Source organism: Pseudomonas sp. B16(2017), from assembly GCF_002113205.1.
Lineage (GTDB): Bacteria > Pseudomonadota > Gammaproteobacteria > Pseudomonadales > Pseudomonadaceae > Aquipseudomonas > Aquipseudomonas pharyngis.
In genome coordinates this window covers 112,740-135,897 of record NZ_NEKA01000017.1, presented here as the reverse complement: position 1 = coordinate 135,897, position 23,158 = coordinate 112,740, and the positions used below count along the sequence as shown (strand labels likewise).

Genomic DNA, 23,158 nt, shown 5'->3' with positions numbered 1-23,158 from the left:
CCATCCCGAACTCAGAAGTGAAACGATGCATCGCCGATGGTAGTGTGGGGTTTCCCCATGTGAGAGTAGGTCATCGTCAAGATTAAATTCCGAAACCCCAATTGCGAAAGCAGTTGGGGTTTTGTTTTGTCCGTTGAAAAGTTTTACTCGCGACAGCGAACAAATTTGCACAGTTATTTTCGAATCAGAACACTAGAATAGCCCCACCTTTTTCGGAGCCAGAGCCTTTATGTCAGATCCGGTTGGCGCCCAAGGGCTGTCAGAATTACCGCTGGAAGACTTGGTGGCCTGTCATGAGTGCGACCTGCTGATGCGCAAGCCAACCCTTGCTCATGGCGAAAAAGCCCTCTGCCCACGTTGCGGTTACGAACTGTATGCCCATCGCCATAATGTGGTGCAGCGCAGCCTTGCCCTGGTGATTGCGGCATTGCTGTTGTACATCCCGGCAAACTTTTTACCCATCATGCAGCTCAATATCCTCGGGCAATCCTCGCAGGATACGGTATGGAGCGGCGTGCTCGGTCTGTTCAACACTGACATGCAGGGCGTTTCGATCGTGGTATTTCTGTGCAGCATGGCCATACCGCTGCTCAAGCTGCTCTGCCAGTTGTTCGTTTTACTCACAATTCGCTTCAATGTCGGCCGCAGCTATGGTCTGTTGCTCTACCGCATTTATCACCACCTCAAAGACTGGGGCATGCTTGAGGTCTATCTCATGGGCGTCCTTGTCGCGATCGTCAAACTGGCGGACATGGCGGCCATCACCGTCGGCCTCGGTCTGGCATGTTTCATCGGTTTGTTACTGGTTCAGGTCTGGCTCGAAGTGGTGATGTCGCCGCACCAGATCTGGCAGGCGTTATCAGGAGAAGATGCCCATGCGGGCGATTGATGCAGGCATTCTGATCTGTACCGAATGCCACGAACTGAACAGGCAGGATACCGACAGCGATGTGCAGACCTGCACCCGATGCGGTGCGCTGGTTCACGCCCGGCGGCCCAACAGTCTTGCGCGAACGTGGGCGCTGTTGATCACGGCTGCGATTATCTACATCCCGGCCAACGTGCTGCCGATCATGACCGTCAGCTCGCTTGGTCAGGGGGATCCGAGCACGATCATGTCCGGTGTCATCCAATTGGTGCAGCACGGCATGATTCCCATTGCCGCCGTGGTGTTCATCGCCAGTATCCTGGTGCCGACATTCAAGCTGGTGGGCATCGCGCTGCTGCTGTTTTCCGTACAGCGCCGCCAGCCCTTGTCCGCACGTCAGCGGATCTGGATGTACCGCTTCATCGAGTTCATCGGCCGCTGGTCGATGCTTGATATTTTCGTGATCGCCATTCTGGTGGCGGTCGTCAACTTCGGCCGGCTTGCCAGTGTCGAAGCCAATCTTGGCGCCATCGCCTTCGCCAGTGTGGTGATTCTGACGATGCTCGCCGCTGTCACTTTCGATCCCCGACTGATTTGGGATAACACGGAGTCGGACGCCGACCATGACTGATTTGCCTGTAGCGAAAACCCGACCGGCTTCGAACTGGTCTGCCATCTGGGTGCTGCCCCTGATCGCCCTGATTATCGGCGGCTGGCTCGGCTGGCGTGCCTACAACGAAACCGGCATCGAGATTCAGGTGCGTTTTGAAAGCGGTGAAGGCATTCAGGCCAACAAGACTGAAGTGGTCTACAAAGGCATGCCGGTCGGCAAGGTGAAAGCCCTCAAGCTCGATGATGAAGGCAACTCCAAAGGTGTCATCGCAACTATCGAGATGAACAAGGATGTCGACCAGTACCTGAAGACCAGCACCCGTTTCTGGCTGGTCAAACCGAGTGTGACGCTGGCCGGGATCACGGGTCTGGAAACTCTGGTATCGGGTAACTACGTCGCTATCAGCCCTGGTGAAGGCGAACCGACCCGAAAGTTCAAGGCCCTGGCCGAAGAACCGCCGCTGTCGGACTCCAAACCCGGTCTGCACCTGACGATCAAGGCCGATCGCCTCGGTTCGCTGAATCGCGGCAGCCCGGTGTTCTACAAGCAAATCAAAGTGGGTCAGATCAAAAGTTACGTGCTGTCGGAAGACCAGAGCACGGTCGAGCTCAAGGTGTTCATCGAACCGACCTACGCCAAACTGGTGCGCAAACACACACGATTCTGGAATGCCAGCGGCATCAGCATCGACGCCAACCTGTCGGGCGTCAAAGTGCGCAGCGAATCCCTGGCCAGCATCGTCGCCGGCGGTATTGCCTTTGCCACCCCGGAGAACCGCAAGGACAGCCCGCCCACCGATCCAAGCCTGCCGTTCCGTCTCTACGAAGACTTCGATGCGGCCGCCGCCGGCATCCGGGTGAAGGTCAAACTCAGCGATTTCGAAGGCCTGCAGGCCGGGCGTACGCCGGTTATGTACAAGGGCATTCAGGTCGGTAACCTGAAAGCGCTGAAGATCGATCCGGACCTGTCCAGCGCGACCGCCGAACTGACCCTTGATCCGCTGGCCGAAGACTATCTGGTGACCGGCACGCAGTTCTGGGTGGTCAAACCATCGATCTCCCTGGCTGGCATCACCGGTCTGGAAGCGTTGGTAAAAGGTAACTACATCGCGGTACGCCCGGGCGACAAGGGCGGCGCTCCGCAACGCGAATTCGAAGCCCGACCCAAAGCGCCGCCGCTCGATCTGCGCTCACCCGGCCTGCACCTGGTGCTGTTCACCGACACCCTCGGCTCGATCGATGTCGGCAGTCCGATCCTCTACAAGCAGGTCAAGGTCGGTTCGGTGCAGAGCTATCAGTTCTCCAAGACCCGCAAGCAACTGGTGATCGGCGTCCACATCGAGAAGGAATACGAAAACCTGGTCAACGCTTCGACCCGGTTCTGGAACGTCAGCGGCGTCACGCTGACCGGCGGGTTGACCGGCGGCATTCAGGTCAAGAGTGAATCGTTGCAGACCCTGATGGCCGGCGGCATCGCCTTCGAAACGCCGCAAGTCAAGGCACCGCTGCAAAAGCGCATTCCGCGTTTCCGTCTGTTCGCCAACCATGATGAAGCGAATCAGAAAGGCGCCGTCGTCACCATCAAGGTCGATCGCGCGGACGGTCTGCGCAGCGGCACCCCGGTGCGCTTCAAGGGGCTGGACGTCGGCAAGATCGAAAGCGTCGACCTGACCGATGATCTGCAATCGGTGATCCTCACCGCGCGCATCACCGAAGTCCCGGAGAAGATCGCCCGTGTCGGTAGCCAGTTCTGGGTGGTCAAACCGGAGTTGGGGCTGATCAAGACCTCGAACCTGGAAACCCTGGTCACCGGCCAGTACATCGAAGTGCAACCGGCAGCCAAGAACCTCGGCCCGCAGAAGAACTTCGTGGCGCTGGCCAATGCGCCGGAAGTCACCAAGCAAGAGGCTGGCTTGAGTCTGGTACTGAGCGCTGCCCGTCGTGGCTCGCTGAAACCGGGCGTGCCGGTCACCTACCGTGAGATCACCGTAGGCAAAGTTACCGGTTACGAACTGGGCCAGACAGCGGATCGCGTGTTGGTACACATCCTGATCGAACCGAAGTACGCGCCACTGGTGCGCAGCGGCAGTCGCTTCTGGAACACCAGTGGCGTCGGTTTCGACATCGGGCTGTTCAAAGGCGTAACGGTGCGCACGGAGTCGCTTGAGACAGCTATTCAGGGCGGCATTGCCTTCGCCACGCCGGACGGCGAGCAGATGGGCAACCCCGCGCGCGCCGAACAAACCTTCCCGCTGTTCGACAAGTTCGAAGACGAGTGGCTGAACTGGGCACCGAAAATCCCCCTCGGTAAATAATCCGGGAAATATGGGGCGTTGTTGAGGACGCCTTCGCGGGCAAGCCCGCTCCCACAGGTTTTTGTGTTGAATACAAATTTGTGTAAGACATCAATCCCTGTGGGAGCGGGCTTGCCCACGAAGAGGCCTTGTCATTCAGCACAAAATTCCGAGACATGAAAAAGGGCCGCGATCCAATGGATCGCGGCCCTTTTTTGTGCCCGTCAGTTACCCATCAAACCGCATCCAGCTCCGGCTCGTCGGCCTGGACATTGACGGTGGCCTTCACCACATCGTGGCGACGGATGTACTTCCAGTCCGCCTCATCGATGTAGATGCCGGCCGGGCCGCTGCCGCCTTCCAGGTCGATGGCGACACTGGCGCAGACCTGCGGCTTCACGCTCGCCAGAATCGGCACGAAGCCCAGTTGCAGGCTGGTTTCCAGCAGCGCAGCCTGGTTCTTCTCGTCGATGTCCGCCGCCTCGTCGAGGTAGTACGGCAGGCGCACGCGACCGGCCAGGTCGCGGTCCATCAAGTGCAGCAACAGGTACATGTTGGTCAGCGCCTTGATGGTCATCGTGGTGCCGTTGGAGGCCGCGCCATCGATGTCGGTGTGGATAACCGGCTGGCCGTTGACCTTGGTGATCTCGAACGCCAGTTCGAACAAGTCCTTGAGGCCGAGCTGGTTGTGGTTCGCCGCCACCAGCCGCGCCAGGTATTCCTTGGCCTCTTCGTTCTTGTTGTCCTGTTCCGCGCTTTGGCTCAGGTCGAACACCGACAGGGTTTCGCCTTCTTCGTACTGACCGGCGCTGTGGATGATCTGGTCGATGTGCTTGAGCGCTTCCTTGTTCGGCGCCAGCACGATGCGGAAGCTCTGCAGGTTGGACACCTGACGCTTGTTGATCTCGCGGTTGAACAGCGCCAGTTGGTGCTCGAGGCTGTCGTAGTCGCTGCGGATGTTGCGCAGGGTCCGTGCGATATCGGTCACGGCGGCACGACGGGCCTTGCCCAGGGTCAGGGCTTCGTCGGTACGGTGCGCGTAAGCGTTGATCAGCAACGACAGACGGCGCTCCATGTCGTCTTCACTGTCGAACTTGGCCACGCCTTTCAGACGCACCTGCGCGTACAGCGCTTCGATCTGGCCATCGGCACGCAGCAAGCCTTGCCAGCTGTCCTGATAGTCGTTGAGCAGCGGCAGCAGGTTGTCCATCGAATCGTCGACCGGATCCATGAACGGTGTGCCGAATGGCAGGTCCGCCGGCAACAGCTGACGACGGCGCAGGGCGTCGTCGAGGGTGCGTTGCTTGGCTTCCATGTCGGCGATCTGCCGGCCGACCAGTTGCAGCTTGGCCGACAGCTGCTGGACGCGCTCGGTGAACGCATCGCTGGAACGCTTGAGTTCGTCCTGCGCGGCTTCCATCTGCGCCAGTTGCTCCAGCTTGTCGCCTTCTTCGGCGCTCAGGGTCTGGGTGCGACGGAAGTCTTCCAGCGCTTTCTGCGCATCCAGCACCTGCTGGTACAGCGCTTCGGTCTGGGTCTTGCTCGCGGCGCGGTCAGCGGCCACGGCTTGCTGGGTCTTGAGTTGCTTGAGCTCTTTTTCCAGACGCTCTTTCTGATCGCGCAACGCGGCACGGTCGGCCAGCGCTTGCAGAGCCGGCGGCTCGATGTGCGAGATGTCGATCGACAGGCCCGGCACTTCGAAACGCTCGCCCTTGAAGCCGTCGAGGATCAGCTCCACGGACTTCACCCACTCGCCGTTCTCGTCGAGGGTGATGCCGTGCTCGCCCAGCGGCAGACTGAACAGCGCACTGTTGAACAGGCGCATCAGACGCTCGACATCCTGTTGCGAGAACTCTTCGCGCAGGCGCGCATAGCTGTTGTTGTCGGCGTGATCGAGTTGCTGCTTCACCGACTTCAGGCGTTTTTCCAGATCGCGAAGACGTTCTTCCAGATCCTCGGCGCTGAATTGACGGGACTGCGCCAGCGCACCGGCCAGTTCGTCGTGAGCGTCCTTGGCTGCCAGCAATTGCTGCTCCAGAACCTTGACGTCATCGACCAGCGCGAAGCGGTTCTTCAGCACCGACAGTTCACCGAGCCAACGCTGGATGCCGGAGATTTCCCGCTCCAGACGCATCAGTTCCTGAGTGCCACCGCGCTGATCGTTTTGCAGATCGTCCTGCTCGCGACGGTAATGCTCGGCCTGGATGGTCAGCTCTTCCTTGCGCGCCGTGGCGTAGTCCGACCAGGTGCCGAGCAACGAGTCGAGCAGCGGCGACAGGCGATGCAGTTTGCCGCGCAGTACATCGCGCTGTTTCACGCCGTTGGCCAAGGCTTCGACCAGCGGGCCGGCAGCCACCAGCGAGTTGTAGTCCTGTTCCATGCGACGCACATCGCGGAAGGCTTCTTCGCACGCAGCGATGTAATCGACGCTGCCGGAACGCAGGCTGTGTTCGAACGCATCGAGGAACAACTGCTTGAGCTTGGCCGCAGTGATTTCGCGCATGTGCAGCAGGTTGATGAACAGCGCGCGGAAGGTCTTCAGGCTCTGCTCGCTGGTGGAGCGCAGCGGGATCAGGGTCAGATCCAGCGGGATCGACGTGTGTCCGCCAACCAGCAAACGACGCAGCTCATCCGGCTTGAGTTCGTAGGCTTTCAGGCCTTCTTTTTCAAGGTTGCTGAACAGCTCTTTCTGCCGCAGGCAGGTGTCGTTTTTCTGGTAGTGCGCCAGATCGAGTTTGCCGGCATAGGTAAAGAACTGGTGACCGAAACCGCCACCCGGGCCGCGACCGACCACACCGATCACGTGCGGGCCGTGGGGCAGGTTCACTTCGACGAGGATGTAACTGGTGTCGGAGGCAAAGTAGAAGCGCCGGGACTGCTCCAGGCTGTACTTGCCGAAACTCATGTCCGACATGCGCGCCAGGATCGGGAACTGCAAGGCGTTGATCGAGGCGGATTTACCGAGGTTGTTCGCGCCGTAGACCGACAGCGGTTCTTCCAGCGGAAACAGGCCGAGGCTGTAACCGGCGGTGTTCAAAAGGGCAAAGCGGCGGATGCCGTAGCGTTCCTGGCTCATGCGTCGGACTCCTGTTCTTCGGCAATGGCGCGGGCCAGTGCGTCTTCTTCGCTCTCTTCTTCAAACTCGGAAAGATCGAGCGGGTCGTCGGTGGCGAGGAATTTCGCCTCGGCCTCTTCGTCGATCAGCACCGGTGCCGGCAGCGGCAGAACGCTGTGCACGCTGGCCGCCAGATCGCGGTCCTGCTGAACCGACAGGCAGACGTCGAGGAACCGGTGCATCGGCGGCAGGAAACGGTACACGCCGTTTTCTTCGCTGGCGAAACCGAGCTGGGTCATGCGGCGCATGATTTTTTCTTCGAGTTCTTCGACGGTCTGCACTTCAGCCTGGATGAACAGGTCGCGGTACTTTTCCAGCAGCGACGGCAGTTCTTCACGGCCGAGGCTGCCACCGTCGAGTACGGCGATCGGGTCGCGGCCCTGATCGGCCAGATGTTCGACCAGGATGAAAGTGAACAGCGCCAGGCGCTGGGCAGTCTTGTTCACCGCCGCAGCCGCCATGTCCGGCACGAAGTAATAAAAACCACGGGTGTCGCAGACCAGTTCGAAGCCCAGCGCCTTGAACAGCGTGCGGTACTGGTCCTGGAAGTTCGACAGTTGCGCGTACAGCTCCGGGTCGCGGCGGCTGACGTGGTAACCCTTGAACAGCTCGCGGAAGATCGGCGCGAGTTGCGACAGTTCGGATAGATCAAGATGCATTGGGGATGCTCGCAGAATCCTCGGCGGCGGTGTCGGCGGCCGAGAGCAGGGCGAAGGAGCGCAGGCTGACCTGGTGCTCGTGAGTGTGATATTCGCGGCGTTCCAGACGCTCGCGCTTGAAGCGTTTTTCCCGCGACAGGCGCGAGAACCAGTAAAGCAATTCGTCGGTCGCGCCGTCCGGTTCCTGCTCCAGCAGCCAGGTCATCAGATCCGGCATCGGCAGGGACTCTTCGCAGCGGTCGACCATCTCGCGCACGGTGCGTCGTGCACGCGGGGCATCGCCGGTCTTCTGCGCTTTGTGCGCCTTGGGGAAGCGCGCCGGTTTCGGCTCGAAACGCGCCAGGGCATAGACGTAGGCCTCAACCTGACTGGCGCTGCCGAGGAAGGTGCTTTGCGGCCGGGTGAACAGCGGCATCGCGGCTTGCGGTACGGCGTCAATGCCTTTGCGGCGGATCGCGGCCAGCGCCAGTGCAGCACCACGGGTCACGGCGTTGTGTCGGCGAGCCTCTTCACGCAGCGGCAGCAACAGTTCCCGGGCGTGACGCAAGGTCAACTGGGCACTGGTCTGCATTTCGAGGATGCGCGCGTGGGTGCGCAGCAGCATGTCGTCATCGACCAGATGGCCGAGGCGCTGCTGTTCGCTGAGCATCTTCAGCAGCACGGTTTCGACCTTGCGCACGCCTTGTTCGAAAGCGCCGTCGGCGTTTACCAGATCGATCATCGGCTCGACGTATTCGTCCCAGGTCGCCAGTACTTCGGCGTAACGCTGACGCAGCGGAATCTGCCGGTCGCTGGTCTTGGCCCGTTCGGCCACGGCCACCAACGCCTGTTCGTCGTTGTCGAGTTTCTTCAGAACGTCGCGCACGCGCATGTCGAGCAGACGCAACTGACGCGCCAGATCATTGCCGTCACGGACGTCGAACGCATCCTGGATATAACCGGCCAGACGCTCGAGGTGACGCAGATAGGCTTCGATTTCCAGGCACAGGCCCAGACGGTGCTCGCGGCGCAGGTAGGCGAGGAAGTCGTGAATCTGCGCATTGAGCTCGAAACGGTTCGGGCTCTTGGCCACGGGAACCAGAATGTCGAGGCGGATCCACACGTCGAGCAGGCTGGTAATGTCCTGCGGCGTGCTGTCCAGTTGTTGGGCGGCCAGTTGCGTGCGCAGTTCGTTGAGGCTCAGGGTGCCCTGGTCGAAGTGCTCGCACAGTGGCTCCAGAAGTGCCCAGTGTTCAGCGAGGGCGCGCAAGACGCGCTTGGGTTCGATCATCGGAATGGCCGGCTGGTTGGCGATTAAAAGCCGCGATTGTACTGCATCACGAAGGATGCGATTCACTCTCGGGACGGGCTGTCGCTTTTCTTTGCGTCAAGGTATCGGTCAAGACTATCGATCAACAGCGGGCGATCTTGAGCGAAGGGCGGTAGAATCAGCGCACTTCAGTTATCCACAAGTGGCCGACCCTTGCTAATCGAGTCCCGCCGCCGCGCCTATTTGAACGCCATGCAGGTGGTCAATTGGCTGCCGCGCACCGAATTGCCCTTTGCCGCGCCGTCGCGGCCCGAGCTGCTGGACATGCCCGAGCCCGAGCCCGGGATTGCCGCGCCGGTGATTCCGGCAACCCCGGCCGAAGCGCCGGAGCAGCCGGCTGCGCGTCCGGTCGAGCGGCCGAAGATCGAGGTTCCGCGACCTTCGCTGGCCAGCACCCGTACGGGCGCCAAACCGGTCGAAGAAGTCGACGACACACCCGTGGTGGCCAAGCCGGCGCCGGTGCCGCCACCGCGTTTCGCCCTGCAATTGCTGCGCGCCGGCCGTTGCCTGCTGCTGGTGGAGTTACCCACAGGCGAAGCCTTCCAGTCGCGCGATCCTGCCTATCTGTTGCTCAAGGACATGCTGCGTGCCGCCGGCCTGCCGGACGCGCCGCAGATTGTCGGTGAGCCGGTGCGCTGGCCATGGCTGAATCGCGGCACGATGGATCAGGGCCCTGAAGCGGCCCGGGATTTCGTCCAGGGTTTCCTGTCGGTGCAGATGGAGGCGGCGCCGTGCGCCTGCCTGTGGCTGATCGGCCTGCCGGCGGTGCGCTTTGCTGGTGAGGCGGATGCCGAAGCGTTCAACCGTGAATTGCAAATCGAGGGTCTTGGCCTGGCGTGGGCCGTGCCGGGGCTGGAATTGTTGATGGAAGAGCCACAGCGCAAGGCCGCCGTGTGGCAAGCCATGCGTCGGCTGATGGCGCGCTGGAAAGAATCGAATGAGTGACGCTGTATCGTTTCGCCCGATGACCGAGGCGGATCTGGACGCTGTGCTGAAGATTGAATTCGCCGCGTACAGCCATCCGTGGACCCGCGGGATTTTTCTCGATGGCCTGGGCAAGTACCAGATATGGCTGATGTTCGAAGGCGAGCAACAGGTGGGACACGGGGTGGTGCAGATCATTCTCGATGAGGCGCATCTGCTCAACATCACGGTCAAGCCGGAAAACCAGGGGCGCGGGCTGGGGCTGACCCTGCTCGAATACCTGATGTCCCGCGCCTACGCCGCCAATGCCCGGGAATGTTTCCTGGAAGTGCGCGACAGCAACACCTCGGCGTTTCGCCTGTATGAACGTTATGGCTTCAACGAGATTGGCCGGCGCCGGGATTACTACCCGGCGGTCGGCGGGCGTGAAGATGCCGTGGTCATGGCCTGCACGCTCGTCGACTGATCCTTTTTAAAAGCTTCGCGAGCAAGCCGCTCCCACTTTGGGATTGAGTCGTTCACAAATGTAGTGATTCAATCAAAACCAATGTGGGAGCGGGCTTGCTCGCGAAGGCGTCATATCAGGCAACGAGATTAGCGCTTGCGATCCAGCGGATCGCGGCGCGCCAGTTCCGCTTCATCCAGCCCGTTGCCGCCGCCGATGTCGTCCTCGTGGACCACGCTCAGATCCCAATCCGCCGGGTTGCCTTCGCCAGCTTCCTCGGCGTCCCGCGCACCGTCTTCATGGATCAGGGTTTCCGGGCTGAGGTCGTCGTCGGTAGGTTCATGATCGGCGGTCGATGCCCCGGTCAAACCGGCTTCGCGCACGCGCTCGCGCGGCATAAGCTGCTCGCGCTCGCGTTCGGGCAGTTCATCGCCGATCTTCGCACTGGGCTCTTCATCGTCGAAATCCAGCTCGTGCACCGACCCCATGCGGTCTTCGTTATCATCGATGGGCTCCGGTTGCACCGCATCATATGGACGTCGTGAATCAGTCATGGCAAATCCTCATACTGTGGGCCTTACTGAGGTGGACTCACCGGGCGCGCGAGAATTCAAAGCAAATCACCCGCGATTCCTGCGTGACCCCGACGGGCGGTCGACTGTCCTACCAGCGCATCTTTCTTGAGGCCTTACAGCATGCATGACTTACAAGACCTGATTGATAACAACGAGCGTTGGGCTGACGCGATCACCAAGGAAGACCCGGATTTCTTCGCCAAGCTGGCCCGCCAGCAAACGCCTGAATATCTGTGGATCGGCTGCTCCGACGCACGGGTGCCGGCCAACGAAATCGTCGGCATGCTGCCGGGCGATCTGTTCGTTCACCGCAACGTCGCCAACGTGGTGCTGCACACCGACCTCAACTGCCTGTCGGTGATCCAGTACGCGGTGGACGTTCTCAAGGTCAAACATATCCTGGTGACCGGGCACTACGGCTGCGGCGGTGTGCGGGCGTCGATGCAGGATCGCCAGTTCGGCCTGATCGATGGCTGGCTGCGTTCGATCCGCGACCTGTACTACGAAAAACGCGAAGAACTGGCCAAGCTGCCGACCGAAGAAGAACAGGTCGACCGTCTGTGCGAGCTCAACGTGATCCAGCAAGTGGCCAACGTCGCCCACACCAGCATCATCCAGAACGCCTGGCATCGCGGGCAGAGCCTGTCGATCCACGGCTGCATCTACGGCATCAAGGATGGTCGCTGGAAAAGTCTGAACACCACGATCAGCGGTTTCGAGCAATTGCCGCCGCAGTACCGTTTGCGTCCGGTCGGCGCGCCTTGATCGGTCGTTCAGCGTAAACCTTGCCGACGCCGCCAGTTCAGCAAATAGCGCTGGCCTTCAATATTGGGTGTTTCGTCGTAACCGGTGATCCACCCACGGCAGTTCGAGGACCCGCAACCACAGGCAAACTGCCGCAGCAGTTTGTCTTCGGTGGCGGTGTAATCGATGGTCAGCCTTTCACCCTCCACAATATCGCGCAGGGCCCACACCCATAACTCGCTCATGTCGAGAAAGGTGTTCGGGTCGCAGCAATGCTCGAACGCGCCGCAAAAACGCGGATCGTAGAGGTGGATACCGGCCAGCAGTTGCCGGGTCTGCCGGCATCGATAGGGCAGCAGTTGGCCAGAAACCCGGCACATTCGGGTGATACGCAGGAATGCCCGGCATGCTACGACAGCGGTGGCCACGCCCTCGGGATCGTGAACAATCTCGAAATCCTGCTTCGACGGAAATCCCATGCGCACGGGGAGCCCGGCAAAAGGATAAATGCCCTCGGTATCGCGCGCCGGTTTACCCGGTAGTGCGTAAGTGTTCATAACGGTCCTTGTTGGCTTCGGTGTCGCGACTTCCCTCGGCTGGCGTCCTGTCAGTCCTGCAACACGATGATTGGATCCAAGATCGCGCAAATCACACTAACGGTCTACTGTCAGATCTGACAGGCGAAATAGACGCTTTCCCGGGTCAGCCAGGGCTGACACGGGAAGAACGTCCGATTGCTCAGAGGTGGGCGGCGGGCGCGGCCATGTCCGGCAATGGGCTTTTCAGCTCTTGCAGCTGGGATTTGACCGGTGAGGTCGAGCAGGTTTTGTCCGCTTGTGCCACGGTCTCGTTGCGGATCGTGGTGTAGAACAGCTCGCAGGTCTTGGCTTTCTGCGTCACTTGCCAGGTCTGGGTACAGCTGTTGAGCAGTGTCTTCGGGTCGGTGCCTGGTTTGCTGCCCATCCCGGCCTGCCAGCAGGCGGCGCTCAAGTCCTGACCCATCACCTTCAGACCCGCGGCATCGGCCTTGGCCTGGGCATCGTCGCCGGTGTAGTTGCTCGGATCGGCGGCATACCAGATGTAGCTCGGGTGGTTGGAACCCAGCACCGGCACATTTACGCCCGCACTCGGGCTGATGGTCGCCAGGCCCAGTACATTCACGCTCGCACCGTATTGCTGCTTGATCCAGTTACGCACCGGCGCACCAAAGGCAACCATTGGCAGTACGGCGCCGCTGGCGTTCTGGCTGACCTGCTTGACCATGGTGGTCTGGTAGTCCTTGAAGTAGTCGTACACGCCTTCCAGATCCTTGCCGGCGCTGGCAGGCGCGGCGATCGGGGCGATGTCGATGATGGTCTGGTAGGCCGGCGTCTGGTCGGCGGGGATGCCATTGTCGGTCAGCAGCGCGGCCCAGCGGTCGGTGGTGTTCGAGCGCAGGTAATCCTGGGCCTGGGTCAGCGAGTAATCCGGCGGGAAGTGCAGCAGCTCGACACTCTTGCGGTTTTCCAGGGCCATGCCCAGTGGCAGGAACAGGTACCAGCTGTACGCCCATTTGCCGTCGGCGTTGAGTTTGCTGGCGCCGTTGTACGCCAGGTCGCCGGCGTCCAGCAGCGCGGTCAGCGGCTTGTCATAGCCCTTCGGTACGCCGCTGATTTCGGCGTAGAGCTGATCGTTGTCGTTTTTCACCAGCACTTTGGCGTTGGTGTAGCCGTCGCGCTGCACGCTCTGGCTCAGGTAATGGGCGACGGTCTGCTCCAGCGTCCAGTTGCGAAAGCAGATCACGCTGCAATTGTTGGGGTAGGCGAAGAGGCGGGTGACGCGTTCAGTGCTGCCCAGTTTCAGGTCGACATCGGCGTGGGCCGCCGCGCTCAGCGTGAGCGCCGCGAGGGTGAGGCCTGCAAGTTTCAACATGCTCAGATCCTTTTCAGCGAGGGTAAAACCTTGGTGGAGGGCAATCCGGCCCGCGTCTAGCCTAGCCGGGGAACAGGAGTTTCAGCGAATAACCAAGCTGACTCGCAAGAATCACGCCGGTCATGACCACCAGAAACAGCAATTGCAACGGGCTGAAATGCGCCCAGTGCAGCGCGGTCAGCCATGGGTGCTTGTCGCTGAACTCCGGGTCGAGCGTGCCGATGCGCCGCTTGTGCCAGAGCCCGATCAGGATCACCCCGATATAGGTGAAGGCTCCCAGACCACCGAGCATGACCGAGAACAGCAGGATCATCACGGCTTGCGGTACGCCATGGCGCAGCACGAGCCAGCGGGTATCAGGGTTCCATCGGCGTGGAATGATCCTTTCGGTCAACCACAGATCCTGAACGATCAAATGGGCGCTGATCAGAAACCAATAACTCAAGCCGATCCGGAAAAACCAGACAGGAACGCAGGCGAAGGCCAGGGGAATGACGATGCTCATCGCCGTGGTCTTGTGCTCGGCGGGCAGATAGAACAGCCACAGCGCCAGCGCAATCGCGGCCCATGACCGCACCCAGGTTTCGGCGGCGATGTAGCGCGGCAGAAACCGTCGCCAGTAGAAGACGTCGGCATAGGGCAAGCGGGCAAGCAGGTCGGGGAAGCGCCACTTGAGGGTCTCCGACAGCTGCTGGCAGGCCTGCCAGTCCGCCGGAATGAAGCGGTCGGTCAGGTCTTTGTGTTGCCGCGGCTTCATCGGGCTGATCAGCATGCGCGCGGCCAGTGCGTCGGGCGACCCGTTGCGCAGATCTTCGGCCCGGGCGCAAAGAGTGTCGTAGAGGCTTTCCTGGTTGCAGCGCTCGATCAGCGCCTGCCAGAGCCAGTCCGGTTGCGGATGAATGCCCTTGGTGTCGTCCCAGCCAAATAATTGGGAGATACGGTCGAACAGCGGAACGCTCCACTCTGTGTCCTGCAGCAGTTGCAGAATGATCTGCTGCCAGTGTTCCCGACGGTCGAACACCTGGAGCCACGGTTGGGCCGTATAAGTCCTGAGCAGCGCGAGAAATTCGCGCTCGTTTTGCGAAGCGAGCAGCGTTTCCAGCGATTGCCGGTAATCCGTCAGCAGCTCGTTGGCGAGAATGCTGCGCTGCCCGTCGCTGATGACGATCTCCTGCCAGGGGCCCAGCCAACCCAGGTGCTGCACCGCCCAACGGGCAATCGAAAGGCGCAGGGCGGGCTGATCGAAGCACAACGTCAGCAACAATGTCTGGAACGCCTGCGCACAATCCTGCTGGCGCGCTTGCTCCCAGCGCTCGTCCAGGTTGGCTTCCGAGAGGCCGTTCAGCAATTGCGATGCGGCTTCAATGGCCGGGTCGGCGGTCGGCTGCTCGGGCTCCAGGTTAAGAGGCTCCGGATTCAGGGGCTGTACCCGCAAGATCGGCGATTCGAGCGGTGCTTCGGGCGCGGCCGGGGTCACCGGTTCAAATAGCGCCGCAGGGTAATCCCAGGCATCGGTCCCGGTCTTCTGCAGCGGCTGAGCCATGGACTGCTCTTGTGCCGCCAGCGCGGCGATCCCCGGAGCCTGCATGACGTCGCCGTGTTCCTCGGTCTCTTCGTTTTCCAGGCGCCATTGGGCAATCGACAGTGCGCGCTCATAGGCCTCGCGCAGGCGCTGGAAGCCTGCGGCATCCTCATCTGGCCGGAAGACTTTCAACAGGCGCGCGTAACTGCGCTTGATATCACGCAGCCCGGCGTCTTCGGGCAGTTGCAGGACGGACCAGCATTCCATGTCGTGCTTCCTTACTGCCAGGGGCTGCGGTCGAGGGCGCTCAACTGCTTGCTCAGTTCGGTGCGGGTCTCACGGATCTGCCGCTCGTCCTGAGAGTCCAGGGCGTGCTGGAATTGCTTGGCCCAATGGCCGATCTGATCGCGCAAGTCGCCCAGGCTTTCCTGATACAGACGTTCCAGTCGTGCACTGAGCAGGGTGTTCACCTGTTGCTCGCGCGGATGGATCTTCAATTGCGCCAAGGCTTGCAGACGCTGCTGGATTTCCTCGGGCGTCAGCACGCCGGGGTTGTTCTCGATGACCAGCGAGTGTTGCTGACCGGTCAGGGGGATGCTGACCTGGGCTTCGAGCAAGCCGTTGTTGTCGTAGGTGAAGCGTACATCCAGCTCGACTTCGCCGGCCTTGCGCTTGGGCACCTTGATGTCCAGTTGGCCGAGCGCCACGTTGTCTTTGACCAGGCGGCTTTCGCCCTGAAAGATTTTTACGACCACCTGTTCCTGATTGTCGTGAAGGGTCTGCACGGTTTTCACCCGGCTGACCGGTACGATGCTGTTGCGCTCGATGATCGGCAGGTAATGACCGCTCTCATACTGGCGACCGACCTGGGTGGAGGTCTCGATCCCCAGGGTGTAGGAGCAGACATCGGTGAGCACCACTTCTTCCAGCGCGGCCGAACGGGCCTTGAGCGCTGCCTGAATGGCGGCGCCCTGTGCCACGACCTGATCCGGATCGAGGCTGATCGACGGGAAGCGGCCGAACAGCCCGGCAGCCAGTTTGCGCACCAGTGGCATGCGGGTGGTGCCGCCGACCAGCAGGATTTCGTCGAGGTCGCTGACGCGGATGCGTGCGTCGCGCAGGGCTCGTTCGATCGGCGCGCGCAGGCGTTCGAGCAGCGGCATGTACAGCGTCGCCATTTGCGCCTGGGTGATGGTCTGGGTCCATTGTTTTTCGCCGACTTGCACTCGGAATTCGGCGCTGGCGTCCTGGCCCAGTGCGCGGCGCACCCGCTCGGCTTCGCGGCGCAGCGGCTGGAGGATGGTGGAGCGCTCGGGGAAATCCGACACGTTGCGATGTTGGTCGATAAAGTGCTCGAGCAACACGTTGTCGAAATCCTCGCCACCGAGGAAGTTGTCACCGGCGCTGGCGCGCACTTCCATGACGCCTTCGAAGAGTTCGAGAATTGACACGTCAAAGGTGCCGCCGCCCAGGTCGAACACCAGGAACGAGGTTTCCTTGTCCCGTTGGTGCAGGCCGTAAGCCAGTGCGGCGGCGGTGGGTTCGTTGATCAGCTTTTCGACTTTCAGGCCCGCCAGCTCACCGGCGATGCGCGTGGCCTTGCGCTGGGCGTCGCTGAAATAGGCCGGAACGCTGATCACGGCTTCCGTGACGGTCTGGCCGTAGGTGCGCTCGACGTCTTCTTTCAGGCTCTTGAGCACCAGCGCCGACAATTCCTCAGGGCGGAATTTTTTATCCCCGAGGTAGACCTCCGTCGCACTGCCCATATGGCGCTTGAACAGCGAAGCCGTCAGGCGCGGGTGAGTGTGCAGACGCTCACGGGCGGCTTGTCCGACCAGAATCCGGCCCTGATCGTCCAGGCCCACCACGCTGGGTGTCAGGAACTGCCCCAGGGCGTTAGGCACCAACTCAGTGGCGTCGCCCTGCCATACGGCAACAAGGCTGTTGGTGGTTCCCAGGTCAATCCCGACGATCATTGCAACGAACTCCCTTTGCGCTCGGACAAAAAATGAAACAGATATTGGCGCGCAAGAATATTACCGAGGCAGTGGCGCGGTAAAGAAAGATGATGGCTCTGAGCCATTATTTGCGACAGGCAACCGCAGAAAGGATCGTTCGGGGCGTTTTTGTCGAAGAGAGGACAGGGCGCCGGAGCCGGCACCCTGTCGTCATCGTTTACGGCATCACGGGCGGTAGATAGGAAAGCGTCGTGCCCAGCGCCCACAGCAACACCAGCACCAGTGGCGTGTGTACCAGCAATTGCACGAACGAGAAACCGATCAGATCCCGCGCCTTCAGCCCCAGCACGCCCAGCAACGGCAGCATGTAGAACGGGTTGATCAGGTTCGGCAGGGCTTCGGCGGCGTTATAGATCTGCACCGCCCAGCCGAGGTGATAGTTCAGATCGTTGGCCACCTGCATCACGTACGGCGCTTCGATGATCCACTTGCCGCCGCCGGACGGAATGAAAAAGCCGAGAATCGCCGAGTACACGCCCATCAGCAGTGCATAGGTGTCGTGGGAGGCAATGCTGACGAAGAAGGTCGAGATGTGATGGGCCAGAGTCTGGGCGTCAGTGCCCTTGACCGTGGTCATCAGCGCCGCAATCGAGCCGTACAGCGGGAACTGGATCAGCACACCGGTGGTGGTCGGCACGGCGCGCGACACCGCGTCGAGGAAACTGCGCGGGCGCCAGTGCAGCAACGCGCCGAGCATGATGAACAGGAAGTTGTAGGTGTTGAGCCCGGAAATCGCAGTGATTGCCGGTTTGGTAGAGAACTCGTGGAACAGCCATCCGGCCGCCAGCAGCACCAGCAGAATGATCAGCAGCGGGCTGTGCTCCAGCCATTCGCCGGGCCGGGTGCGCGGTTGCAGCGGCGGCAAATTGAAGGCCGGGTCGATGCCGCAGGCCTTGGCGTCACGTGCCGAGCTCGGGCCGGGCGCGGTGGCGTAGGCGATGATGATCGAAATCACGATCAGCGCCAGCAGCATGACTCCCGACTGCCAGAGGAAAATCGTCTGGGTGAACGGAATCACCCCGGTGATCGACAGGATCGACGGCGGCAGGCTGGCCGGGTTGGCCTGCAACTGCGCGGCGGACGACGACAGCCCCAAGGCCCACACGGCTCCGAGGCCAAGGTAGGCGGCGGCACCGGCGGCGCGGTAGTCCATTTTCAGATCGGTGCGGCGGGCGAGGGCGCGGACCAGCAGACCGCCGAACACCAGCGACAGCCCCCAGTTGAGCAGGGACGCGACCATCGAGATCAGCGCGACCCAGGCCACGGCGGAGCGGCCGTTCTTCGGGATCCGCGCCAGGCGATCGATCAGCTTCACGGCAGGCGGCGAACTGGCCACCACGTAACCGCCGATCACCACAAAGGCCATCTGCATGGTGAACGGGATCAGGCTCCAGAACCCGTCCCCGAAGGCCATGGCGGCGTCGGTGGGTTTGGCACCCATAGCCAGGGTCGCCAGCGCGACGATGATCACCGCCAGCGCGGCGAAGACCCAGGAGTCGGGAAACCAGCGTTCGGCGAAACTTGAACAGCGCAAGGCAAAGCGCGCAGAGCGGCTATCTTCGATATCAACGGCCACGGGAGTACCTCGGATTTTTATGTTTATTGTGGTCTTCGGGGCTTGGCCGGCCCGTCTGGACAGGTGCCAACAGTAAATCAACCGGCGGATTTTTGTGACCGTGTTTTGCCGAATCAGACTATGGTCTAACGGGTTGTCCGGCGGCCTGTTTGCGTAGACCATGGGCGCCTTGGTTTTTTGCCTGCCAGAGTTCTTTGCCATGACTGCCCATTCCACAGCCCGACCGGCGCCGTTCAGCCGTTCCGACTACAAGACCCTCGGCCTTGCGGCCCTGGGCGGGGCGCTGGAGATCTACGATTTCATCATTTTCGTGTTCTTCGCCCTGACCCTCAGCCAGCTGTTCTTCCCGCCGGAAATGCCCGAGTGGCTGCGCCTGCTGCAAAGTTTCGGGATCTTCGTCACCGGCTATCTGGCGCGCCCGCTGGGCGGAATCCTGATGGCGCATTTCGCCGACCGGTTGGGGCGCAAGAAGGTTTTCAGCCTGAGCATCCTGATGATGGCGCTGCCGTGCCTGCTGATCGGGATCATGCCGACCTACGCGCAAATCGGCTATTTCGCACCGCTGTTGCTGCTGGCGCTGCGCATCCTGCAAGGCGCAGCGGTGGGCGGTGAAGTGCCGAGCGCCTGGGTGTTTGTGGCCGAGCACGCGCCGGCCGGCCATCGCGGTTATGCCCTGGGCTTTCTGCAGGCCGGTTTGACCTTCGGTTATTTGATCGGCGCACTGACTGCGACCTTCCTGGCGCAAGTGTTCACCCCCGCCGAAGTGCTGGATTACGCCTGGCGTTATCCGTTCCTGCTCGGCGGCGTGTTCGGTGTGATCGGCGTCTGGTTGCGCCGCTGGCTGAGCGAAACCCCGGTGTTCATGGCCATGGAGGCGCAGCGCGAAGCACGGGTCGAACTCCCGCTGCGCACCGTGCTGCGCGATCACCGCCTGGCCATGTTGCCGGCGATTCTTCTGACCTGTGTGCTGACCTCGGCGGTGGTGGTGTTCGTGGTCATCACCCCGACCATGATGCAGAAAACCTTTGGCATGACCGCCGGCCACACCTTCGCGCTCAGTGCATTGGGCATCGTCTTCCTGAATATCGGTTGTGTGATTGCCGGTCGACTGGTCGATCGCATCGGCGCGTGGCGCACGGTCATGCTCTACAGTCTGTTGCTGCCACTGGGGATCGGCCTGCTTTACACCTGCCTGATCAGCGGCGGTGACTGGGTCGGTCTGGCTTACGCCGTCGCCGGATTGTGCTGTGGCGTGGTCGGTGCGGTGCCGTCGGTGATGGTCAGCCTGTTCCCGGCGCGGATCCGCGTTTCCGGGATCTCCTTCACCTACAACATTGCCTACGCCGCCTGGGCGAGTGTCACTCCGTTGCTGCTGATCGGTCTGATGCCGTGGAGTCCGTGGATCTGTGTGATGTTCTGCGCGGTGATGGGCGCGGTAGGTGTCGCCAGTGCGGCGTATTTTGGTTCGCGAATGCCACGCGCGGAGCAGTGTGCCGTGGCCGGCACCGCCTGAGTTGTCGAGGCGTAACTATTTTTGTAGGACACGCCTCAAACGCTCTTCAGAAAAGCCCTTCAAGGCCGATGGTTAGGCTGTGTGTCCGCTATCCATCCAGTCCATCGGTGCTCTCCCCCATGTTCAACAAACGCCTGAAGCAAGAGCTGGCGGCTCTTCGTGAAGAACTCTCCAGCCTTCTGCAAGTGAAGGAGAGCCTGGAAAGCGAGATGCTGGTGCTCAATCTCGAGCCTGACGGACGGATTCAGTCGGTCAACCAGAACTTCCTCAGCGAAATGCTCTACAAGAGCCACGACCTGATCGGCCGCGCCATCGAAGACATCGTGCCGGCCCATGTGAAATCCGACGAGTTTCATCACCGCTTCAAGGCCGCTTTGACCCGTGGCGAGCATTTCGCCGGCGCTGTGCGTCTTTCCCGCGGTAATGGCGAAGAGGCGTGGTTGCGTTCGATCGTGCAGCCGATTCGTTCATCGGATGGCCGGATCAAACATTTTTCGATTTTCTCCAGCGACCTGACCCGCACCATCGAGGCCTCCCGCGAACACGAAAACCTGATCGGCGCACTGGTGCGTTCGACCGCCGTGATCGAGTTCGACCTCAGCGGAAACGTGCTGAGTGCCAACGACCGGTTTCTCCAGGGCATGGGTTACAGCCTGGCGCAGATCAAGGGCAAACATCACCGCCAGTTCTGCGAGCCGGAGGAGTACAACAGCGCCGAGTACCAGAACTTCTGGCGTCGCCTGAACAACGGCGAATTTGTCGCCGGCCGTTTCAAGCGGATCGACAGCCATGGTCGTGTCGTCTGGCTGGAGGCGTCTTACAACCCGGTGCTCGATGCCAACGAAAAACTCTACAAAGTGGTGAAGTTCGCCACGGTGATCACCGATCAGGTCAATCAGGAACAGGCCGTTGCCGATGCCGCCAATATCGCCTACAGCACGTCCCTGCAGACCGACAGCACGGCCCAGCGCGGCACCCGTGTGGTGACTGAAGCGGTCAATGTGATGCGCGATTTGTCCAGGCACATGCAGACTGCCGGCGAAGGCATCGAGGCGCTGAACGAGCAATCCCAGGTGATCGGCACCATCGTCAAGACCATCAGCGGCATTGCCGAACAGACCAACCTGCTGGCGCTTAACGCCGCCATCGAAGCCGCTCGCGCCGGTGAACAGGGGCGCGGGTTTGCGGTGGTGGCCGACGAAGTGCGGCAACTGGCCTCGCGGACCAGCCAGGCGACCGAAGAAATCGTCGGCGTGGTGCGCCAGAACCAGGACATGGCGCGCAACGCCGTGGCCCTGATGACCGACGGCAAGCAACAGGCCGAACAAGGGCTGGCGCTGGCGGCCGAGGCCGGTACGGTGATCGTCGAGATCCAGGACGGCGCGCAGAAAGTGGTGAACGCGGTCGGCCAGTTTGCCAATCAGTTATCCAGCTGATGCTGTCAGGCGAAGGGATTGTCCATGGCAATCCCTTCGCGGTTTTTATCCCGCTACAATCGGCTCTTTTTCCCGGAGCAGATCCCATGAGCGAGTCTTTCCGTCGCCCGGTTCCCCTGAACAAAGCCTACCGCCTGCTCAATCACGGGCCGACCGTGCTGGTCAGCGCCGCCCATGCCGGGCAGCGCAACATCATGGCCGCGGCGTGGGCCATGCCGCTGGATTTCGAACCGCCGAAAGTCGCGGTGGTCCTCGACAAATCAACCTGGACCCGGCAACTGCTCGAGGCGTCGGGCACCTTCGTTCTCAACGTTCCTTGTGTGAATCAGGCTGACATCGTGCAGACCGTCGGCTCGACTTCAGGCCTGGAAATCAATCGCGATCAAGGTCAGGACAAGTTCCAGGCGTACGGCTTGCAAAGCTTCGCTGGCGAGCAGATCGAGGCACCGATGCTGGACGGTTGTGTGGCCTGGCTCGAATGCCGGTTGCTGCCGGAGCCGCGCAATCACGAACAGTACGATCTGTTTCTGGCCGAGGTGATTGCGGCGCAGGCTGATTCGCGGGTGTTCAGCGATGGACGCTGGCATTTTGAAGGGCACGATGAGCTGCGCACGCTGCATCACGTGGCCGGTGGCAACTTTCTGAAGATCGGTGATCCAGTGGTCGGTAAAAGTCTGGATGCCTGACGGTTATTAATGTTTTGCAGCAATTAATTATTGTTATCAGATAATTTTAATCGTTAGGGTGGCGCTCACATTCATTCTTGTGAGGCTTTCCCATGACCACCCACGGGCTCGTGCAATTCAGTCGGCGCATGGCGACGGTGACGTTGATCCTGATCGTCGCGATGCTGCTGCTCAATGCTGTCATTTGGGTTTACCCACCGTTGGCGGAAAAGGAAAGCTGGGGGCTGGGGTTTGCGCTGACCGAGCGCCAGCTGTCACATATGGCCGACACCGCCACGCTGTTTCCGTGGTGGCAGAAGCTGGGCGGGATCTTGCTGTCGAGCATTCCCCCTGCTGGCGCTGGCGTCGGGCCTGAACCATTTGCGCCGGCTGTTTCAGAGTTACGCGCGGGGTGAGTATTTCGCCCGGGAAACGGCGGAGCATCTGGGCAAGGTCGGGCGAGCCGTGGCGATCTGGGTGCTGCTGGATTTTCTCTGTGAGCCGATGCTCAGCCTGTGGGTCACCCAGAATGCGCCGGTCGGTGAGCGGCTGCTTACCCTGAGCATCACGGCGGCCTCGTTCGTCGCGTTGTTTCTGGCCGCATGCATTTCGATCATCGCGCGGATTCTGGCGCAGGCCAGCGAAGTGGATCGGGAAAACCGTACGTTTATTTGAGGTCCTCATGTCTATCGTGATTCAACTGGATGTGATGCTCGCGCTGCGCAAGGTCAAATCCAAAGACCTTGCAGCCGCCATCGGCATCACCGAGGCCAACCTGTCGCTGCTCAAACAGGGCAAGGTCAAAGGGCTGCGACTAGCGACCCTGGATGCCATCTGCGAGTACCTCAACTGTCAGCCCGGGGATCTGCTGGTCCGGTGGGCGGGGGAGGAGGGGGACGCCTGAGGCTTCGGTTGCGGGCGAATTGGATTCATGCACCAACTGAAAAAGGCTTACCTCTCGGTAAGCCTTTT

At 61.1% G+C, this 23,158-nt stretch carries 19 protein-coding genes and 2 pseudogenes; 12 read left to right on the top strand and 9 right to left on the bottom strand.

Annotated features, from left to right (window positions below):
• The first annotated feature begins 229 nt into the window (after positions 1 to 229).
• From CAG25_RS24670 to CAG25_RS24660, 3 genes are read left to right on the top strand one after another with little or no spacing between them, the layout of a single operon-like run.
• The gene (locus tag CAG25_RS24670; protein WP_039766393.1) at positions 230 to 889 is read left to right on the top strand and encodes a paraquat-inducible protein A; all 660 of its coding nucleotides are present in this window, start codon (positions 230 to 232) and stop codon (positions 887 to 889) included.
• Entirely contained in the window at positions 876 to 1,499 is a 624-nt protein-coding gene (locus CAG25_RS24665; RefSeq protein ID WP_007951771.1) for a paraquat-inducible protein A, read from the top strand. Before CAG25_RS24670 ends, CAG25_RS24665 begins: the two co-directional genes overlap by 14 nt.
• Positions 1,492 to 3,795, top strand: a complete 2,304-nt coding sequence (locus CAG25_RS24660) for an intermembrane transport protein PqiB (RefSeq protein ID WP_085613417.1) — start codon at positions 1,492 to 1,494, stop codon at positions 3,793 to 3,795. Before CAG25_RS24665 ends, CAG25_RS24660 begins: the two co-directional genes overlap by 8 nt.
• A gap of 214 nt (positions 3,796 to 4,009) precedes the next feature.
• Here CAG25_RS24660 and mksF read toward each other — a convergent pair whose 3' ends face one another.
• The 3 genes from mksF to mksB are packed head-to-tail and all read right to left on the bottom strand — an operon-like array spanning position 4,010 to position 8,818.
• A complete protein-coding gene (gene mksF / locus CAG25_RS24655; protein ID WP_085613416.1) occupies positions 4,010 to 6,850 on the bottom strand; it encodes an Mks condensin complex protein MksF in 2,841 nt (946 codons plus the stop codon).
• A complete protein-coding gene (mksE, locus tag CAG25_RS24650; protein ID WP_011335946.1) occupies positions 6,847 to 7,548 on the bottom strand; it encodes an Mks condensin complex protein MksE in 702 nt (233 codons plus the stop codon). The genes mksF and mksE overlap by 4 nt, the downstream gene beginning before the upstream one ends.
• Complete coding sequence (mksB, locus tag CAG25_RS24645) at positions 7,538 to 8,818, bottom strand: Mks condensin complex protein MksB (protein ID WP_178076502.1); 1,281 nt, start codon at positions 8,816 to 8,818, stop codon at positions 7,538 to 7,540. Before mksB ends, mksE begins: the two co-directional genes overlap by 11 nt.
• A gap of 231 nt (positions 8,819 to 9,049) precedes the next feature.
• Between mksB and CAG25_RS24640 the strand changes: the two genes are divergently transcribed.
• Positions 9,050 to 9,802: a hypothetical protein gene (locus tag CAG25_RS24640; protein WP_064599426.1), complete on the top strand. Its 753-nt coding sequence runs from the start codon at positions 9,050 to 9,052 to the stop codon at positions 9,800 to 9,802.
• Entirely contained in the window at positions 9,795 to 10,247 is a 453-nt protein-coding gene (gene rimI, locus CAG25_RS24635; RefSeq protein ID WP_039766383.1) for a ribosomal protein S18-alanine N-acetyltransferase, read from the top strand. The genes CAG25_RS24640 and rimI overlap by 8 nt, the downstream gene beginning before the upstream one ends.
• A gap of 128 nt (positions 10,248 to 10,375) precedes the next feature.
• Here the strand turns inward: rimI and CAG25_RS24630 are convergent, their stop codons facing one another.
• Positions 10,376 to 10,780: a serine kinase/phosphatase gene (locus CAG25_RS24630; protein WP_085613414.1), complete on the bottom strand. Its 405-nt coding sequence runs from the start codon at positions 10,778 to 10,780 to the stop codon at positions 10,376 to 10,378.
• A gap of 141 nt (positions 10,781 to 10,921) precedes the next feature.
• On the opposite strand from CAG25_RS24630, the gene can reads away from it, so the two are divergent.
• The gene (gene can, locus CAG25_RS24625; RefSeq protein WP_007951756.1) at positions 10,922 to 11,566 is read left to right on the top strand and encodes a carbonate dehydratase; all 645 of its coding nucleotides are present in this window, start codon (positions 10,922 to 10,924) and stop codon (positions 11,564 to 11,566) included.
• Between the two features lie 8 nt (positions 11,567 to 11,574).
• Here the strand turns inward: can and CAG25_RS24620 are convergent, their stop codons facing one another.
• The 5 genes from CAG25_RS24620 to CAG25_RS24600 all read right to left on the bottom strand — a co-directional run bounded on the left by CAG25_RS24620 (position 11,575) and on the right by CAG25_RS24600 (position 18,572).
• Entirely contained in the window at positions 11,575 to 12,102 is a 528-nt protein-coding gene (locus CAG25_RS24620; RefSeq protein ID WP_085613413.1) for a lysine methyltransferase, read from the bottom strand.
• A gap of 181 nt (positions 12,103 to 12,283) precedes the next feature.
• Positions 12,284 to 13,456, bottom strand: coding sequence for a hypothetical protein (locus CAG25_RS24615; protein ID WP_085613412.1), 1,173 nt, complete (start codon positions 13,454 to 13,456; stop codon positions 12,284 to 12,286).
• Between the two features lie 61 nt (positions 13,457 to 13,517).
• A complete protein-coding gene (locus tag CAG25_RS24610; RefSeq protein ID WP_085613411.1) occupies positions 13,518 to 15,245 on the bottom strand; it encodes a J domain-containing protein in 1,728 nt (575 codons plus the stop codon).
• Between the two features lie 11 nt (positions 15,246 to 15,256).
• Positions 15,257 to 16,954, bottom strand: coding sequence for a molecular chaperone HscC (locus CAG25_RS24605; RefSeq protein WP_085613410.1), 1,698 nt, complete (start codon positions 16,952 to 16,954; stop codon positions 15,257 to 15,259).
• Positions 16,955 to 17,153: 199 nt separating this feature from the next.
• Positions 17,154 to 18,572 carry a short-chain fatty acid transporter gene (locus CAG25_RS24600; protein WP_085613409.1) on the bottom strand — a complete coding sequence of 473 codons (1,419 nt, stop codon included), beginning with the start codon at positions 18,570 to 18,572 and terminating at the stop codon, positions 17,154 to 17,156.
• A gap of 199 nt (positions 18,573 to 18,771) precedes the next feature.
• Here CAG25_RS24600 and CAG25_RS24595 point away from each other — a divergent pair, with 199 nt between their 5' ends.
• From CAG25_RS24595 to CAG25_RS24575, 6 genes and pseudogenes are all read left to right on the top strand, one after another.
• Entirely contained in the window at positions 18,772 to 20,085 is a 1,314-nt protein-coding gene (locus CAG25_RS24595; protein ID WP_085613408.1) for an MFS transporter, read from the top strand.
• 68 nt (positions 20,086 to 20,153) lie between these two features.
• Positions 20,154 to 20,981 (top strand): annotated as a pseudogene (locus CAG25_RS29185) (PAS domain-containing protein); the annotation flags it as partial.
• Positions 20,982 to 21,089: 108 nt separating this feature from the next.
• Complete coding sequence (locus CAG25_RS29180) at positions 21,090 to 21,521, top strand: methyl-accepting chemotaxis protein (RefSeq protein ID WP_371857749.1); 432 nt, start codon at positions 21,090 to 21,092, stop codon at positions 21,519 to 21,521.
• A gap of 86 nt (positions 21,522 to 21,607) precedes the next feature.
• On the top strand, positions 21,608 to 22,207 hold the full coding sequence (locus CAG25_RS24585; protein ID WP_085613406.1) for a flavin reductase family protein: 600 nt from the start codon (positions 21,608 to 21,610) through the stop codon (positions 22,205 to 22,207).
• Between the two features lie 92 nt (positions 22,208 to 22,299).
• Positions 22,300 to 22,861, top strand: a pseudogene (locus CAG25_RS24580) (DUF2975 domain-containing protein).
• Positions 22,862 to 22,868: 7 nt separating this feature from the next.
• Positions 22,869 to 23,090, top strand: a complete 222-nt coding sequence (locus CAG25_RS24575; RefSeq protein WP_085613405.1) for a helix-turn-helix transcriptional regulator — start codon at positions 22,869 to 22,871, stop codon at positions 23,088 to 23,090.
• The last annotated feature ends 68 nt before the right edge of the window (positions 23,091 to 23,158 follow it).